The sequence below is a fragment of the Agarivorans sp. B2Z047 genome, from assembly GCF_023373605.1.
Classification (GTDB): Bacteria; Pseudomonadota; Gammaproteobacteria; order Enterobacterales; family Celerinatantimonadaceae; genus Agarivorans; species Agarivorans albus.
Genome location: NZ_CP088080.1, coordinates 3301381 through 3318361, shown reverse-complemented (window position 1 = coordinate 3318361; position 16981 = coordinate 3301381). Strand labels below are relative to the sequence as shown.

14 protein-coding genes are annotated in these 16981 nt (G+C 44.3%); 9 read left to right on the top strand and 5 right to left on the bottom strand.

What is annotated here, in order from left to right; all coding sequences use genetic code 11:
- Nucleotides 1-46: 46 nt before the first annotated feature.
- Nucleotides 47-1342 (top strand): NAD(P)/FAD-dependent oxidoreductase, encoded by a 1296-nt coding sequence (locus tag LQZ07_RS15085; RefSeq protein ID WP_152780973.1) that lies wholly within the window; start codon nt 47-49, stop codon nt 1340-1342.
- A 130-nt stretch (nt 1343-1472) separates the two neighbouring features.
- Here the strand turns inward: LQZ07_RS15085 and LQZ07_RS15080 are convergent, their stop codons facing one another.
- Genes LQZ07_RS15080 through LQZ07_RS15065 form a run of 4 tightly spaced genes read right to left on the bottom strand, consistent with a single transcriptional unit; the run spans nt 1473 to nt 7127 of the window.
- Nucleotides 1473-1865: a DUF2919 family protein gene (locus LQZ07_RS15080; RefSeq protein ID WP_152780971.1), complete on the bottom strand. Its 393-nt coding sequence runs from the start codon at nt 1863-1865 to the stop codon at nt 1473-1475.
- A gap of 8 nt (nt 1866-1873) precedes the next feature.
- Complete coding sequence (locus tag LQZ07_RS15075; protein WP_152780969.1) at nt 1874-3100, bottom strand: CsiV family protein; 1227 nt, start codon at nt 3098-3100, stop codon at nt 1874-1876.
- Nucleotides 3084-6539: a transcription-repair coupling factor gene (gene mfd / locus LQZ07_RS15070; protein ID WP_249483188.1), complete on the bottom strand. Its 3456-nt coding sequence runs from the start codon at nt 6537-6539 to the stop codon at nt 3084-3086. Before mfd ends, LQZ07_RS15075 begins: the two co-directional genes overlap by 17 nt.
- Nucleotides 6540-6548: 9 nt before the next feature.
- The gene (locus LQZ07_RS15065; protein WP_152780967.1) at nt 6549-7127 is read right to left on the bottom strand and encodes a hypothetical protein; all 579 of its coding nucleotides are present in this window, start codon (nt 7125-7127) and stop codon (nt 6549-6551) included.
- Nucleotides 7128-7339: 212 nt separating this feature from the next.
- Between LQZ07_RS15065 and LQZ07_RS15060 the strand changes: the two genes are divergently transcribed.
- Genes LQZ07_RS15060 through lolE form a run of 3 tightly spaced genes read left to right on the top strand, consistent with a single transcriptional unit; the run spans nt 7340 to nt 10455 of the window.
- Nucleotides 7340-8524, top strand: coding sequence for a lipoprotein-releasing ABC transporter permease subunit (locus tag LQZ07_RS15060; protein ID WP_152780965.1), 1185 nt, complete (start codon nt 7340-7342; stop codon nt 8522-8524).
- Nucleotides 8517-9215: a lipoprotein-releasing ABC transporter ATP-binding protein LolD gene (lolD, locus tag LQZ07_RS15055; RefSeq protein WP_152780963.1), complete on the top strand. Its 699-nt coding sequence runs from the start codon at nt 8517-8519 to the stop codon at nt 9213-9215. Before LQZ07_RS15060 ends, lolD begins: the two co-directional genes overlap by 8 nt.
- A gap of 1 nt (nt 9216) precedes the next feature.
- Nucleotides 9217-10455, top strand: coding sequence for a lipoprotein-releasing ABC transporter permease subunit LolE (gene lolE, locus LQZ07_RS15050; protein WP_152780961.1), 1239 nt, complete (start codon nt 9217-9219; stop codon nt 10453-10455).
- A 52-nt stretch (nt 10456-10507) separates the two neighbouring features.
- Here lolE and LQZ07_RS15045 read toward each other — a convergent pair whose 3' ends face one another.
- Nucleotides 10508-11011 (bottom strand): DUF2062 domain-containing protein, encoded by a 504-nt coding sequence (locus LQZ07_RS15045; RefSeq protein WP_016402552.1) that lies wholly within the window; start codon nt 11009-11011, stop codon nt 10508-10510.
- Between the two features lie 35 nt (nt 11012-11046).
- Between LQZ07_RS15045 and LQZ07_RS15040 the strand changes: the two genes are divergently transcribed.
- From LQZ07_RS15040 to kdsB, 5 genes are read left to right on the top strand one after another with little or no spacing between them, the layout of a single operon-like run.
- Entirely contained in the window at nt 11047-13260 is a 2214-nt protein-coding gene (locus tag LQZ07_RS15040) for a DNA internalization-related competence protein ComEC/Rec2 (RefSeq protein ID WP_152780959.1), read from the top strand.
- Between the two features lie 56 nt (nt 13261-13316).
- Nucleotides 13317-15065, top strand: coding sequence for a lipid A export permease/ATP-binding protein MsbA (gene msbA, locus LQZ07_RS15035; RefSeq protein WP_152780957.1), 1749 nt, complete (start codon nt 13317-13319; stop codon nt 15063-15065).
- Between the two features lie 3 nt (nt 15066-15068).
- The gene (lpxK, locus tag LQZ07_RS15030) at nt 15069-16049 is read left to right on the top strand and encodes a tetraacyldisaccharide 4'-kinase (protein ID WP_249483184.1); all 981 of its coding nucleotides are present in this window, start codon (nt 15069-15071) and stop codon (nt 16047-16049) included.
- A complete protein-coding gene (locus LQZ07_RS15025; protein ID WP_016402548.1) occupies nt 16039-16227 on the top strand; it encodes a Trm112 family protein in 189 nt (62 codons plus the stop codon). The genes lpxK and LQZ07_RS15025 overlap by 11 nt, the downstream gene beginning before the upstream one ends.
- Entirely contained in the window at nt 16224-16958 is a 735-nt protein-coding gene (kdsB, locus tag LQZ07_RS15020) for a 3-deoxy-manno-octulosonate cytidylyltransferase (protein WP_152780955.1), read from the top strand. Before LQZ07_RS15025 ends, kdsB begins: the two co-directional genes overlap by 4 nt.
- Nucleotides 16959-16981 lie beyond the last annotated feature (23 nt).

Genomic DNA, 16981 nt, shown 5'->3' with positions numbered 1-16981 from the left:
GGGTAAAGCAAAAACACTTCAAGTTGTTACAAGGAAACAAGCAAGCATGACTAGAATCGTTGTAGTTGGTGGTGGTGCCGGTGGCTTAGAGCTAGCGACACGTTTAGGGCGTAAACTAGGGAAAAAAGGCCAAGCGAGTGTAGTGCTGGTAGATAAAAACCGTACTCACCTTTGGAAACCCCTGTTACACGAAGTAGCCACTGGTTCATTAGATGCCGGCATTGATGCGCTTAGTTATCGCTCTCATGCTGCTAATCATGGTTTTGAGTTTCAACTCGGTGAAGTTGACGACGTAAATCGTGAAGATCAATTAGTGACCCTAAAACCAATGGTTGAGGAAGGTAAAGAAGTATTGCCTGCTCGCCAACTTAACTACGACTACTTGATAATGGCGATTGGCTCGGTTTCCAATGACTTTAATACTAAAGGTGTTAAAGACAATTGTATTTTCCTCGATAACCCAAGTCGCGCTGATTTATTCCACCGTCGCATGCTTAATCGTTTCTTACAGTACTCACAAAATGACGAAGCGCAAAATGGCGAAAAAGTACGTGTTGCCATTGTAGGTGCAGGGGCAACCGGTGTAGAACTTTCAGCTGAGCTCCATAACGCCTTAGATCAGCTTCGAGCTTACGGTGTACCTAATCTAAGTCACTCTAGTTTGGCGGTTACCTTGGTGGAGGCCGGGGAAAAAATTCTACCTGCATTACCAGTGCGCATTTCTAGTTCAGCTCATTCAGAGCTACAAAAAATGGGTGTGGATGTTCGCACCAAAACCATGGTGACAGAAGCAACACCTGAGGGTTTAACCACCAAAGATGGTGAGCTAATTAAAGCCGATATTATGGTTTGGGCTGCTGGCATTAAATGCCCCGAGTTTATGAAGGACTTAGGTGGATTAGAGACTAACCGCATTAATCAGTTAGTGGTAAGGCCAACTCTGCAAACCTCTCGCGATAGCAACGTTTATGCAATTGGTGATTGTGCTAGTTGCGCCATGGGCGAAGATGGCTTTGTACCGCCACGTGCTCAATCGGCCCATCAAATGGCAACATTGGTGTTTAAAAACATCGTGCGTCAAATAGAAGAAAAACCACTGTTAGAGTTTGAATATAAAGATCACGGCTCATTAGTATCACTTAGCCGCTATTCAACCGTTGGCTCGTTAATGGGTAACTTGATGCAGGGCTCGATGATGATTGAAGGGCGCATCGCTCGGATAATGTATATTTCCTTATATCGCATGCACCAAATCGCCTTACATGGTTACATGAAAACCGGCTTGATGATGTTAGTTGGGCGCATAAACCAAGTATTAAGGCCTAAGCTTAAGTTGCACTAAACGTGTAGGTTTGATGATTAAATAAAAAAGCAGCCTCAGGGCTGCTTTTTTATTTTGTTAAATGGCACCTTTAATCTAAAGGTAACGAGTTAGGCTCTTGGTTTTATTAACTGGTCTTAATTAACTAGATTTAATGCGAAGGATGTTTGTCTAAAGCGGATTTGAACACAATAAAGCTCATCATTAAGCTTATCCACAAAGTAACGGCATTAAGCGTTTCAAAGCGCCAATAGTTTAAATTAATAGAGTGAATCTGAATGGCTATGTCGCTGAATAATAGAACTAAAATGCCCCAAAGTTGACTCCTAATGGAGAGCTTTTGCCAAAGTTTCGGAAAGATCAATCGAGTGAGCGGCAAAGCGCCCATTGCCAAGCCAACGTAAAACCAAAAATGGTCAGGGTAGAGTAGACCCAGTATTTTGTCGCCGGTTTGTCGAGAGCTGGCGGCAATGGCCAGTAATAACCAGGTTCTGCTTAACAGCGCGCAAGCAAATAGCACGCTGGGTTGATTAGCAAGTAACACAAATGTACTTAAGAAGCGGGTGTAACAGAGCTGTTTTGCTGGTCGCTATTAAGCTCTGATGCTTCATTTACATTCGCTTGCTCAGCCTCAATGATAGGATTTGATTCCGCTTGAGCATCGGTTATAGGTGCTTGCTCAGTATCGACAGAAGCGTTAGTTTGCTCTTCCGGGCTACGACGAATCTGAATCAGCATGCCCATTAACGGGTGGTCAAAGTAGTGAATCTCGCCAGAACGTACACGACGTTTTTGATCGAACTTAAAGCTGTGTAGCTGCTCTTCTGTGTGGTATTCACTAATTAAGCTACCTTGCTCTGTTGTCTCTGTTGTCTCTGCGTCTGCGCTCAGCACAACCACCTGTTGCTCTTCACTAGGTACAACAACTTCAGCAACAGCAACATTGGCAGGAACTTCTACAGTACTTTCTTCAGCGATAACAGTTTCTTGCTGTGGTAATTCAGCGGGTTGCTCAAGCAGAGGTTCTGGTTCGTTCAGCAACAGCTCTACTTCAACAGGGCGTTTTAGCAATAACTCGCTTTCGATATACAGGTAGTGCTGCAGGTATACACGAATTCCGCCTTCCAGTTCCCAAATAGCTGGCGCTGGCTCTGGTTCAATATCAAAAGCGCCAACTGCTGAGTCGGGTTCATCAAACAACGAAATATTTTCAGCGGCTAAGTCGAAACTTTGGCTTTCTTGCGCATATTGCTCATCAGAGAAAGTTAAAGAGCCAAGTAAACCTCCTTCATCATTAAAACGAGTAGAGAAGTCTTCACCGGCTTGTACTTGGTAATGCTTAGCGCGATTGCGAGGAGCAACTATTTCTCGCCAGCCTAGGTGTAATAAGGGCGTGAACGCTGCATGCTGGGTGAGTTTCGCAAACTCATCGTTTAGCTCAAGCTGCTCTTTACTTAGCATTTGGCGTTTAGTGGCGCCGCTTATCGGCCAGCCTCTACCATCAATGCTTACTGGTAGCTTATCAAAACGTGGCGCAATACAAGGCTCTTGTTCTTCGCTGCAACCAAATAGTGGTGCCAGTAAAGGCTCACTCGTGTTGGCATTAAGGCTTTGTGGTTGCGGCCAATACTCTTGGCTACTTTCAACACTTACGTTACGTTTGAAAAAGATAACTTCAATGTCAAACCAGCGAGGCTCTTGAGCAAAACTAGATAGGCTGGTAAAGCTTACTGCAGCTAAGCTACCTAGCTGCAGGGCATGTTTAAGAGTTAGTCGCATTGGCAGTAAATTGCTCCAATAATGATTCGATTAAGCTTAATCGCTGTTCTGGGCTATCGCTAGGTACCGCAAACTTAAGTTTGTTGGCACCTTCTAGGCGATAAATAGCTGGCTGTGATTGTAACAGGCTTACTAGAAAAGCGGCATTAACTTTTGTGGTTTCGGCAAACTCAACTTGGCCACCTTTAGGCCCTGCTTCAATACGTTTAATGCCTAGTTGTTCGGCTTCAATTTTGAGATTTTGAACTTCAAATAGATTTTTTGCCTGCTCAGGTAATAAGCCAAAGCGGTCAATTAACTCAACTTGTAGCTCTCGCATTTCTGCTTGATTGGCGCAGTTAGCGATGCGCTTGTACATGGTTAAGCGCGTAGTTACGTCAAAAATGTAATCATCGGGCAGCAAAGCGGGTAAGCGCAGTTCTACTTCACATTGGTCGTTCTGGCTTAAGTCCCAATTTAGGTCTTGACCATTTTTTAGTGCCGTGACAGCTCTATCTAACATTTCCATGTAAAGGGTGAAGCCTACCGCTTCAATTTGTCCGCTTTGGTCATCACCTAATAATTCACCCGCACCACGAATTTCTAAATCGTGAGTAGCAAGGGTAAAGCCGGCACCTAAATCTTCTAGCTGCGATATGGCATCTAAACGTTTTTTTGCATCTTTGGTGATCAACTTAGGTGGTGGCGTTAGCAAATACGCATAGGCTTGGTGGTGCGAGCGGCCAACACGACCACGTAACTGGTGCAACTGAGCTAAACCAAAATTATCGGCGCGGTTAATAATGATGGTGTTGGCACTAGGTATGTCGATGCCAGTTTCAATGATAGTGGTACACACCAGTACATTAAAGCGTTGGTGGTGGAAGTCACCCATGATTCGTTCAAGTTCGCGCTCACGCATTTGACCATGAGCCACGGTAATTCGCGCTTGTGGTAACCATTCTTTAAGCTCTTGAGCTACACGTTCGATGGTTTCGACTTTGTTATGCAAGAAGTAAACTTGACCGCCGCGCATCACTTCACGACTAATTGCTTCTTTAATTAGCGCGGCGTCGTGCTGGCGAACAAAGGTTTTTACAGCCAAGCGCTTCGCCGGTGGAGTCGCGATAATCGATAAATCACGCATGCCACTCATTGCCATGTTTAAGGTTCGAGGAATTGGCGTAGCGGTAAGAGTAAGAATATCGACATTAGCACGCATCGCTTTAATCTGTTCTTTTTGGCGCACCCCAAAGCGGTGTTCTTCGTCGATGACCAACAAACCTAAATCAGCAAATTTTACATCCTTGCTAAGCAGTTTATGGGTACCAATAATTACATCCACTTTGCCTGCAGCAAGATCCTTTAAGACCGCATTTTGTTCTTTGGTGGTTTTAAAGCGAGATAAGGAAGCGACTTCTATCGGCCAATTGGCAAAACGATCGCTAAAGTTGTCGAAGTGTTGCTGGGCCAATAGGGTGGTTGGCACTAATACGGCGACTTGTTTGCCAGCATTTACGGCAACAAATGCTGCGCGCATGGCAACTTCTGTTTTACCAAAACCTACATCTCCACACACTAAGCGGTCCATGGCGTTAGGTGTTTGCATATCTTGCAAGGTTGCGCCAATGGCCTGTTGTTGGTCATCGGTTTCTTCAAATGGGAAATCGGCAGCAAATTGTTGGTAGGCGGCGTCATCTAGCTCATAACCAAAGCCGGGTTTGGCGGCGCGTTTTGCGTAAACTTCTAGTAACTCGGCGGCAACGTCGCGAATTTTCTCAGCAGCTTTGGCTTTGGCTTTTTGCCACTGGTCATTACCTAGTTTATGCAGAGGCGCTGTTTCGTCGTTAGCGCCAGAGTAGCGACTAATTAAATGCAGGGCATTTACCGGCACGTAAAGCTTGGCTTCGTTGGCATACTCTAGGGTTAAAAACTCAGTTTTAATACCGCCATTTTCAAAGCTACTTAAACCATGATAGCGGCCAACCCCGTGTTCTATGTGTACCACTGGCTGGCCAATGCTTAGCTCAGCTAAGTTGCGAATAAGTACATCAGGGTTAAGTGTTTTACTTGAGGCTTTACGTTGCTTCGCTCGTACTTTATCGCCAAGTAAATCCACTTCACTAATTAGCTGAATATTGGGATCTTTTAGTTCAAAGCCCTTGTCTAATGGAGCAACCACCATGGCTAAGCTGTCTTTACTTGCCAAAAATTCACTGATACTGGCAACATCTTTGATGCGCAGCTTAAGCGGGCTTAGCAAGTTTTTGAGGGCTTCTCGACGGCCTTCTGTTTCGGCAATAAAGCAGGTCTTAGGTTTTGGGTGATGCTCTAGGTAATGACTTAGCGCTTGCAAAGGCAAGTTCAAACGGTGATTTACGCTTAAGTCTGGCAGCGCGTGGGCATCTAGATTCAGTTTACCTTGGCTATTACGGGCCGGGCCTTTATGCAGTTTTACTCCTGCAAACTGTTTTAGTTCTTTAAAGCATTGCTCGGTGCTTTGGTATAACTCGTCTGGCGGTAAGATCGGGCGCGCTTTGTCGTAGCGTCGATTTTCATAACGGTCAGTCAACTCACTCCAAAATTGCTTACCGGCATGATCCAAATCACCGACTTTAAGAATCACCGTGTTGGTGGCTAATTGGTCGGTTAAACTTTCGGTGTGAGCATGAAATAACGGTAGATAATACTCAATGCCTGCTGGCATTATGCCTTTGGTGACTTGTTGATAGATGGAGCCCGCATCTCGGCTTGGCTCAAAACGGTCGCGCCACTGTTGGCGGAAGGTTTCTATACCGCTTGCATCGGTCGGGAACTCGTGCGCAGGTAACAAGGTAATGCTTTTGCGCTGCTCTGCACTGCGCTGCGTATCGGGATCGAACTCGCGAATGCTGTCTAGTTCATCATCAAAAAAGTCTAAGCGAAAAGGCAGATTGCTACCCATGGGAAAGAGGTCTAGCAAGCTTCCGCGAAGAGCAAACTCGCCGTGCTCCATTACTTGGTCAACATGCTGATAACCAGCGCTAACTAAACGCTCTTTAAAGGCATTGAGGTTTAAGCTTTGACCCACCTTAAGCTGCAAGCTGTGCTTGGCTAAAAATTCAGTCGGCGCACAACGTTGCAGCCAGGTAGCTATGGGCGCAATAAGCACACTGTTTTTATCGTGACTAAGCTGATTAAGGCTTAAAATACGTTGCGATACAATATCTTGGTGCGGCGAAAAGGTGTCGTAAGGCAAGGTTTCCCAGTCGGGTAGCAAATGCAAGGCACGCTGGGGTTTTAAGCCGTTTACCTCTCGCTCTATTTGCAGTGCGCTACGAGTATCTTCAGTTAAAATCACGATGGGCGCATCAAGTTGAGCGATGTATTCTTGAATAACAAAAGCAAGCGCGCTACCGGGTAAGTTGCTTACTTGCTTTTGGTCGCCAGCATCAACTGGGCAGGGTAAATTTAGTAACACTGAGAACTCTTATTTTTCGGCTTGTTGGCGAGCATCTGCTCGGGCTTTTAGCTGCTGGCTTTGAATATGTAAGCTGGCTCTAACCAGTGCTTCAACATCTTCATCTCGGATCAAGGTATAGTTTATTTCTACCAAGTGTTCACTGCGATGAGCAATGGCTTTGCTTTGCTGTATTTCACCATAGCAATACACGGCAGTGGACTCTTCTGGCAGAAAAATCTTCAGCTTTACTGCTTGCCCTTGTTGCAAGGCTTGTGGCCAGAAACAATGGATTTCTGAGCCGCCAAATTGATGACTGAGCGTACGGTGTTCAGGGCTGTCTTGTTGTACTAGCACGTAACTTAACACTCGGTTTAGCTTTTGTTCTTGAGCGTGCAAATAAGATAAAAGCTGTTCGCCTGCTTCGCCCAGTTGTTTAATTGCGCGCAAACCGAGCAGAGAATGATGCTGTCCTGGGTTAGCCAGGGTAAAGGGCTCAGGAATGCTGGCTTCAAATGCTGCTTTTGTCTGAGGTAAGTCATTTGGCTCAATTAACTCAAGGTTTACATTAAGTTGATGAGTAACTCTAAAATATTGTTGTTCCTGCATACATTCCCAGAAGCGCCGTGCGGCGAGTTGTCAAATAGACCATGCTTAAAGCGTAGTTGAAGGCGAAATTACAACAAGTTGCGTAGCGGATTGCAAATAATCTGAATATCTTTGTTTTTTATGTGATTAAGCAAGAGTTGTGACTTGTTGGCCTTAGTGCCGCGCGGTATGATTAGCGCGTTTTTTTGTGCCTAGGGATGTTCGTTGCTTCAATGAAATTAATTGGCTTTATAGCATGGCGGTTCTCGCGAGGAGCCAAACAGCAACGTTTTGCGTCGTTTGTGAGTTGGTTTTCTACTTTAGGCATTACATTAGGGGTAGCTGCGCTTATTACGGTTATTTCGGTAATGAATGGTTTTGAAAACCAGTTAAAGCAACGCATCCTCAATTTAGTTCCTCATCTTACTATTGCTAACCAGCAAACCTTGCCTAATAACTTGTCCTCGTTAGCTACCGCACCATTAGTACTGAGTGAAGTTGTACTGCAAAGTAGCAGTAACTTGCATGCAGCGATGATGCAGGGCATCGATATCGAGCAACAAAAAGATGCAGCGCTGCTGCGTGAAAAGATGCTGATTGGTGATCTAGATAGCCTGCAAGCAGGCAGTTACAACGTAGTGATAGGTATTGGTACGGCTAATGCTCTGGGTGTGCGCTTAGGTGACACCATAAGGCTGCTGGCTACCGACAGACTGGTATATACCCCATTAGGAGAAATGCCTTCACAACGCAATTTTGTTGTTTCAGGAATATTTGAGTTTGCCGCTGAAGTCGACAAACAATTTATTTTACTCAATATAGAAGATAGCGCGCGCCTATTGCGTTCTCCGCTTTCCGCTGTGAGCCAACAGCGAGTATTCCTTGATGATCCGTTCCAAATAGAAAACATTGCCGCTAGCCTTAATCAGCACAATGTTGAGTTTCAAGATTGGCGGCGCTTTTATGGCGAATTATTTGCCGCGGTTAAAATGGAAAAAAACATGATGGGCATGCTGTTTTGCCTAATTATCGCGGTAGCCGCGTTTAACATACTGTCGAGTTTGGTGATGATGGTAGGGGAAAAGCGCAGCGATGTGGCCATTTTGCAAACCTTAGGTTTATCGCGCGATAAGGTAGTAATGGTGTTTGTTATGCAAGGAGCCTGGAGCGGTTGCATTGGCGCAGCCGTTGGAGCCTTAAGCGGCTGGTGGCTTAGTTCCAACATTAATAGTGTTATGTCTGCAATTGGCCTTAACTTTGCGGCCAACTTTGGTGGTGCAGGTTTACCTGTATTGCAACGCAGTGAGCAAATTATCTTCATCACCGTTGCTGCCATGTTGTTAAGCATTGTTGCGACGATTTATCCTGCTTGGCGCGCCAGCAAAATCCACCCTGCAGAGGCACTTCGTTATGAATGAGATTAATGCTCAGCCCGTTTTAGTGGCGAAAGAAATATATAAAACTTACCAAGACGGCAATCAATCTACAGAAGTGCTTCATGGCGTTGATTTTGAAGTGAGTGCTGGTGAAGCAGTGGCTATTGTAGGTAGCTCGGGCTCTGGTAAAAGTACCTTGTTGCATATCCTTGGTGGATTAGATGAAGCCAACAAGGGCACGGTGAGTATCGATGGACAAGCTATCGACGGTTTAAGTAGCAAGCAATTAGCTGGGTTACGTAACCAAAAGCTTGGATTTATCTACCAATTTCACCACTTATTAGGTGAGTTTTCGGCCATAGAGAATGTTGCAATGCCCCTGTTGATTGCGGGAATGGCAAAAAAGACCGCTATGCAAAAAGCGCAAGCCTTATTGGAGAGAGTTGGTTTAGGCCATCGCTTAGAGCACCGACCATCTGAGTTATCGGGAGGCGAACGCCAGCGCACGGCTATCGCTCGCGCCTTGGTTAATGAGCCTAGCCTGGTGCTAGCCGATGAGCCCACCGGAAATTTAGATAGTCAAAGTACAGAATCTATTTATCAGCTTATTTTGGAACTGAACCGAGATTTAAATACAGCGTTTGTTGTGGTTACCCATGATTTAGCTTTAGCAGCTAAGTTTGCCCGCCAAGCATATATGCAAGACGGAAACTTTGTGAGCAAGGGCGAATAGCATGCGTTTGCCTTTGTCATTTTTTATAGGCTTGCGTTATCACCGAGCCAAAAATAGTAATGGATTTATTTCGTTTATCTCAGCCTCTTCTACTTTAGGCATTGTGTTGGGAGTAGCCGTTTTAATCATTGGCCTTTCGGTCATGAATGGCTTTGAGCGAGAGTTGCGCGACCGCTTTTTAGCGATTGTAAGCCATGGTGAGCTAGAGGCAGTAAACTCTCCCTTGAGCGATCATCAGCAGCTGTTAACTACTGCTATGGACCATACTAAGGTACAGGGCGCAGCTCCGTATGTTAGCTTTAGCGCACTGGTGCAAAAAGGCAAACAAATGAAAGCTTTGTCGCTAAAGGGTATCGATCCAAACTTGGAAAAGAATGTAACTAACCTTCATCAATATGTTGGGGATAGCGCTTGGCAAGCCTTGGCAAGTAACCAGCCGCAAATTGTTTTGGGTTCGGGTATCGCTAAACTGCTTGATGTAACCGAAGGCGAGCAGGTTACTTTGTTGTTGCCTAAAGCTAATCAACAAAACCGTTTAAGTTCACCGCAGCGGGTTCGGGTTAAGGTTGTCGGCTTGATGAAGGCTGGGGGACAACTGGATAATCAGCTGGCCTTTATTAATTTGGCATTTGCCCAACAATTGATGAACTGGCAAGACGGCGTTTCTGGGATTAGCTTGAAGGTTGCAGATCCCTTACAAGCAGACCAAGTGGTGCGTTCTGTGGCAAAGAACTTTCCCCAACTGGTTTATATTAAGAGTTGGATCCGCCAACATGGTTATCTCTACCAAGACATTCAGTTAGTTCGCACCATTATGTACGCGATAATGTTATTGATAGTGGCTGTGGCTAGTTTCAATATCGTATCCACCTTGATTTTGGCGGTAAGCGAAAAACGTGGTGACATTGCTATTTTAAAAACCATGGGCGCGAGCGACCAAACCTTATTGAAGAGCTTTATCGTATACGGCTCATATAACGGGGTTTTAGGTTGTGCGTGGGGGGCATTGTTAGGCGTGTTAGGTAGTTTTGGTTTGCCTAAATTAGTTGCGTTGATTGAAGACCTAATAGGGCATAGTTTGCTCTCTGCCGATATTTACTTTATCGACTTTCTTCCCGTTGAGCTTATTTGGACAGACGTTATAGCAGTCGTTGTGGCGGCGCTAGTATTAAGTATGTTAGCCACTATATGGCCAGCTTGGCAGGCGACTCGAGTTAAGCCTGCTCAAGAATTAGGTTAATGCCACATCAACAAAAAAGGAGCTGTAAGGCTCCTTTTTTTGTTTTGGACATCTATCTGCGTTTGCGGTAGCGACGCCTAACTGAGTAACGCCACAATGCGTTAATCGCAAAATAACCACACACAGAAAAAACAATACCGTTAACAAGGCTGCCTAGTAAAAAGGCTGGGCCAATGGTGGCGATGAGATGTTCTAGGCCATGCCAAGTTAGCTCTAAATGGTAGTCGGCTACCGGTTGACCTAAGATCCCCGTTCCAACTAAATAACAAAAATAAAAGATAGCCGGGATAGTAAACGGGTTGGATATCCAAACTAAGGCAACCGATAAAGGCAGGTTTACCTTAAACATAATGGCTAAAGCTGCTGCAATAATCATTTGCGATGGCAGCGGAATAAAAGCCACAAACAAACCTATGGCAAATGCGCCCGCAGCTGAGCGCCGGTTAAGGTGCCACAAATTAGGGTTGTGTAGCCAATCACCAAAAAATTTTAGATGTTTGCTTGCTTTTAGATCTTCAGTTTTAGGAATAAATCGTTGTATCGTTTTTTTTGGCATATAGTTTGTTATTGATAATAAACTTCTTATGACATATGAATGCCTTTTTACTAGCAAGTTTGCTAGCAATGACTTCATCGCTATTCTGGCCGAACCTACTTAGCTTACCACTCCTATATGTTAGCTTCGTTGCACTTGTGGCTTCGCTTTGGAAAAGAAAGCTCTGGGCTGCTGGCTTCATATTTGGCGTGTGTTGGATGACGAGCCATGCGCTGTATTATCAGTCATGGATTGTTAGCATCCAACAAAAAACGGCCAACTTTAGCATAATTGGCGAGATCTTGGCAGTTGATAATAATCAATACTGGCAAAAAATTACTGTAGAACTACATCAATTAGATAGCCATACCAGTATAGCTTGGTGGCAGCCAAAACTTACCCTCTATCATTCTCGTTCAACAAAGGATTTTGTGCCACTTCAGGCCGGTCAGGAAATTGTTGGCGAGGTTAAGCTGAAACCTGCCTTTGCCAGTATCAACCCGGCAGGATTTAATTATGCAAGGTGGTTAGTTGCTAATTCAATTATTGGGCGCGGAAAACTGATTAGTTATGAGCTATTGGAAAGCGAACCTTCATATCGGGAAGCTTGGTTAACAAAGTTAGTCATGTCACTGCGAAACTATCAATATTCCGGTGAGATGTTGGCGCTAATGACGGGCGATAAACGGCTTCTCTCGCAGCAACATAAGCAGCTATATCAGCAATCTGGCTTAGGTCATTTGTTTGTATTGTCCGGATTGCATTTAGGGATTGTGGCTTTTGGGTCGTGGTTGTTAGCTAGGCTTGTGAGTATCGCGTTTAGGGTTAATCAACAGGCGATGCCAATTTTGATTAGCTTGGTATGTTGTATCGCATTTTGTTGGCTGGCCAATTGGCAGTTATCAATGATGCGAGCATTGCTAATGTATAGCTGCTCGATGCTATTTATATTATTAGGTAGCCGCAGAACAGTTGTCTTTGGCTTAATGTTTAGTGCACTACTCATTCTGCTTATATGGCCGTTTAGTGTTTATAACAGTGGTTTTTGGTTGTCCTATCTTGCTGTCGCTATTGTATTACTCTGCTTGTGGTTAGGCCCAAGAAATAAGCTGGCAATGCTTGTATTAATTCAGCTGGCTATCGGTTTATTGATGATGCCACTGCAGGTGTTGTTGTTTGGATTAGTGCCTAGTTCAGCGTTGCTGCTTAATCTCGTTGCTGTGCCGCTATTTAGTTTGGTGATCGTGCCAGCCTTATTGTTACTCATTTTGTTTTTTGCAGCTGACAGTCATTTAGCACCTTATTTGGCGCAGTTTGTTGATTGGCTATTTTCGTACCTTTATAACTCGCTTGAGTGGCTGAATAGCAATTTGTCGGTGAGTTTAAGCTCGTCGTCGATTGTTATTGGTTTACTACTAATCCTCCCACTATGTGCACTATTACTGAGGTTTTACCATAACCGTTTGTATTGGGTTTTGTTGTTACTTTTATTGTTACCTAGTAGCGATCGCTTAAGCCAGTCTAAAGATAGTTGGCAAGTATATGTACTAGATGTAGGGCAGGGGCTTGCCGTGGTGGTTACTCATCGAGGTGAAGCGATAATCTATGACACTGGGCCAAGGTTTCGCAGCGGTTTTAGTTACGCAGAGAGTGTGATAGTCCCTCTTATTGCGGAGCTAAGAGTTCAGCATGTTGATAGCATAATAATTAGTCATGGAGATAATGACCACGCAGGTGGGAGAGAAGTTTTAGAGCTGACTTACCCACAAGCCAAGCAATATTATGGCCGAGACAAACGCTTGCCAGAAACATTTTGCCAAGGTAAGCGGATGTGGGGAAAGCTGCAACTAGATTTCTACTTAGCCGACCTTGGCTATGGAAACAATGGGTCTTGCGTCTTGAAGCTCGGTGACAGCCAAACGAGCGTGTTGCTGACTGGTGATATTGAACAATTGGCTGAACAACAATTACTAAATGCTGGCTTAAAGCAGGTGAATATCATGTTAAGTCCCCATCATGGTAGCAATAGTTCATCTTCGGCTAGCTTTATTCATGCGCTAAATCCAGAAGTAGTAATTCATAGTAGTGGGGCGTTTAATCGATTTGGTTTCCCGCATCAATCGGTGTTAGCGCGTTACGCTGATAGGGAGCAGTATATAACGGGGCGAGATGGAGCAATAAAACTTGAAATTGATGACCATTCATACCAAGTTTATCCGTATAGACATTTAAAAACGAGTCCGTGGTACCAGCAAATCATCAGTTGGTGATTTGGCTATAAACCGCTAAACTAAGGCAATTTTTCCGATGGAATAACTCTGTTCTTATGATTCCAGATACAGCTACGAATACAAAAGCTAATTTTCTCCGTTTATTAAGCTACGTGAAAGACCGTAAAATTGGTTTGATTGTCGCCATTATTGGCATGATAGGTTACGGCGCCGTAGATACGCTTTTTGTTTACTCAATCAAGCCGCTGATCGATGAAGGTTTGTCCGGTAAAAACCCGGCAGTGTTAACTTACATGCCAATCTTTGTTTTAGGCATTGTATTGTTGCGTGGTATTTGTGGTTTTGCCAGTAGCTACGGTATGTCTTGGGTTGGTGGTCACCTGGTGATGAAAATTCAACGTCAGATATTTAATCATTTGATGTTAATGCCAGTATCGTTTTTTGATAAAAACCCCACAGGTACACTCATTTCAAAAATCACTTATGACTCTAACCAAGTGAGCACAGCTGCCACTGCAAGTTTGGTGAATTTAGTGAGAGAAAGTGCCACCATCATTGGTTTGTTGATTCTTATGTTTTACAACAGCTGGCAATTGTCGTTAATCTTTTTTGTAATTGGTCCACCAGTGGGTTACGCAATCAACTTGGTTAGTCGCCGATTTCGTAAGATTAGCACTAACTTACAACACGCTGTAGGTAACGTTACCACTACCAGTGAACAAATGCTCAATGGCCATAAAGAAATTCTTTCATTCGGTGGGCAGCCTAAAGAAGAAGCAAGATTTAATAGTGCAAGTAACATGATTCGTCGCCAGCAAATGAAAATGGCTACTGTAAGTGCTATTGCCAACCCTGCGGTACAGTTTATCGCTTCTATTGGCTTGTCTATTGTATTGTTTGCCGCATCATCACCTGAGCTGGTGGCAGAACTTAGTCCAGGTACCTTTACCATTATTGTTACCTCTATGATGATGTTGCTAAAACCATTAAGAGTAATTACCCAGTTAAATAATGATGTGCAAAGAGCGATGGCTGCTTGTACTAGCTTATTTACCGTTATGGATATGGACACTGAAACTGATACTGGTAGCCACGTTACTAAACGTGCTAAAGGTAAAATCAATTTAGAGAATGTTGAGTTCAAGTATCCCACCAAAAATGAGATTGTACTTAAAGGCATTAACTTAAACATAGAAGCTGGGCAAACCGTTGCTTTAGTAGGGCGCTCTGGCAGTGGTAAGTCAACTATCGCAGGCTTGTTGCCTAAGTTTTACGAAGTGCAATCTGGACAAGTATTGCTAGATGATATTCCTGTTCAAGATTACCAACTTAAGAACTTACGTGAGCAGTTTGCTCAAGTATCGCAAACTGTTCACCTGTTTAGCGGTACCATTGCCGAAAATATTGGTTATGCCAATGAAAACGCCAGTCGAGAAGAGATTGAGCGAGTGGCTGAAATGGCAAATGTAACCAGCTTCGTAGAAAAGTTTGAAGATGGCTTTGATACTGTTATTGGTGAGAAAGGTGTGATGCTTTCTGGCGGCCAACGTCAGCGCATTGCAATTGCTCGTGCCTTACTAAAAGATGCACCAGTTCTGATTTTAGATGAGGCTACCTCGGCGCTTGATACTGAGTCAGAGCGTAAAATTCAGCAAGCAATTGACAGAGTTTGTTCTGATAGAACTGCCATTGTGATTGCTCACCGCTTATCAACCATTGAAAACGCAGACATGATTGTTGTTCTTGATGAAGGTGTTGTGGTTGAGCAGGGTAGTCATGCTGAGTTAATGGCTAATCAGGGTGACTACTACCAGCTGCATCAAATTCAATTTGGTGAAAAGTAAGCAGTGAAGTTTTGGTATCAAGCTAAGCAGCAACATTGGATAAAAATTGGTTTGTTGCTGCCGCTTAGCGGCTTATTTTACTTAGTTGCTAGTGCTCGCCGTTTAGCTTTTAAGCTGTCTTGGTTTAGTAGTTATCGCCCACCGGTCCCAGTTGCCATTGTGGGTAACATTAGTGTGGGTGGAAATGGCAAGACTCCAGTTGTATTAGCGCTGGTTGAAGCGGCAAAGCAGCGGGGTTTCAAGCCCGCAGTTGTTAGCCGTGGTTATGGCGGTAAAGCGCCTTATTATCCTTTTGTTGTTAGCTCGACTAGCCAGTCTGCAGAGTGTGGTGATGAACCTCTGCTTATTTATCAGCGAACTCAGTGCCTAGTGATCGTAGACCCAAATCGCAGTGCAGCGTGCAAAACTGCTGTTGAGCAGGGGAGTGATCTGATTATTTGCGACGACGGAATGCAGCACTATGCCTTGCAACGCGATATAGAAATTGCGGTCATTGATGCTCAGCGAGGTTTAGGTAACGGTTTGTGTTTACCCGCGGGTCCTTTACGAGAAACAGCCTCTAGGCTTTCAGCGGTCGATTTGATTGTGAGCAATGGGGAGCCGCTGTTTAATGCCAATAGTCATTTATTGCAGTTACGGGCCAGCGGTTTGCGCCGCGTAAGCGATCAGCAACAAGTGAAGGATGTTACTGAGTTTGATGCGGCTATTGCTGGAATTGGCAATCCACCGCGCTTTTTTGATTCACTTGCAGTTTTAGGCTTTGCTTGTAAGAAGCAAGTCAGCTTAGATGATCACAAGCACCTTAGTGAAGAACAGCATAAAGAGTTGTTTGAGAAACGTATAATCATGACAGAAAAGGATGCGATTAAATATCGTCATACAGCCGGTGATGAGTGGTATTATTTACCCGTGGATAGTGTGCTGCCTGATGCGTTTTATCAGCAATTTTTCTCATTGTTACAGGAAAAAATTCATGTCAGTTGAACATAATTTATTAGAAATTGTTGCTTGCCCCTTATGTAAAGGCAAGCTGCATTACGACAAACCTAATAATGAATTAGTGTGTAAGTTTGACCGTTTAGCCTATCCCATTAAAGATGCCATTCCGGTTCTTTTAGTTAATGAAGCCAGAGAAATGTCAGCCAACGAGTTACCGCAATGAAATTTGTAGTGGTTATTCCAGCACGTTATCAGTCTACCCGTTTACCGGCTAAGCCACTGCAAGATATTGCGGGTAAAACGATGATTGAAAGAGTCTATCAGCAGGCCTGTAAATCAGGCGCAGAACGTGTGGTTATTGCAACTGATGATCAACGTATTGTCGATGTTGCAGATGGTTTTGGTGCTGAAGTTGTGCTCACCGCCGCTTCTCACGAATCAGGTACTGAGCGTTTGGCGGAAGTGTGTGAAAAGTTGGCATTCTCGAGCGATACAATTGTGGTTAATGTGCAAGGTGATGAGCCGTTGATCCCACCAGCGGTTATTTCTCAAGTCGCTGGCTTACTCGAAGATGCGCCTGAAGTAAAAATGGCAAGTTTGTCTGTGCCTATACATGAGGATACAGACATTCATGATCCTAACGTTGTTAAAGTTGTGTGTGATAAAGACGACCACGCCTTGTATTTCAGCCGCTCAGCAGTGCCGCACGAGCGAGATGGAGATTGGCAATGTGAGCTGTATTCAAGGCATATAGGTATATACGCCTATCGCGCGCATTTTGTCGGTGAGTATTTGCAACTTAGTCCGTCTCCCATTGAGAAGATGGAAAAACTAGAGCAGTTACGCGTTCTCTGGCATGGTTATAAAATCAAGATGGCAAGAGCAATAGAAACACCCGCTCATGGTGTAGATACTCCAGAAGACTTAGAAAAAGTTCGCGCTTTATTTGCGTGAGTACGCCAAATCGTTATAGAGAA

Coding starts and splice junctions, on each gene's coding strand:
- LQZ07_RS15075 (WP_152780969.1), bottom strand. CDS start 3,100: ATGCGACTAACTCTTAAACATGCCCTGCAGCTAGGTAGCTTAGCTGCA.
- LQZ07_RS15065 (WP_152780967.1), bottom strand. CDS start 7,127: ATGCAGGAACAACAATATTTTAGAGTTACTCATCAACTTAATGTAAAC.
- LQZ07_RS15040 (WP_152780959.1), top strand. CDS start 11,047: ATGAATGCCTTTTTACTAGCAAGTTTGCTAGCAATGACTTCATCGCTA.
- lolE (WP_152780961.1), top strand. CDS start 9,217: ATGCGTTTGCCTTTGTCATTTTTTATAGGCTTGCGTTATCACCGAGCC.
- LQZ07_RS15045 (WP_016402552.1), bottom strand. CDS start 11,011: ATGCCAAAAAAAACGATACAACGATTTATTCCTAAAACTGAAGATCTA.
- lolD (WP_152780963.1), top strand. CDS start 8,517: ATGAATGAGATTAATGCTCAGCCCGTTTTAGTGGCGAAAGAAATATAT.
- LQZ07_RS15025 (WP_016402548.1), top strand. CDS start 16,039: ATGTCAGTTGAACATAATTTATTAGAAATTGTTGCTTGCCCCTTATGT.
- LQZ07_RS15085 (WP_152780973.1), top strand. CDS start 47: ATGACTAGAATCGTTGTAGTTGGTGGTGGTGCCGGTGGCTTAGAGCTA.
- LQZ07_RS15060 (WP_152780965.1), top strand. CDS start 7,340: ATGAAATTAATTGGCTTTATAGCATGGCGGTTCTCGCGAGGAGCCAAA.
- msbA (WP_152780957.1), top strand. CDS start 13,317: ATGATTCCAGATACAGCTACGAATACAAAAGCTAATTTTCTCCGTTTA.
- kdsB (WP_152780955.1), top strand. CDS start 16,224: ATGAAATTTGTAGTGGTTATTCCAGCACGTTATCAGTCTACCCGTTTA.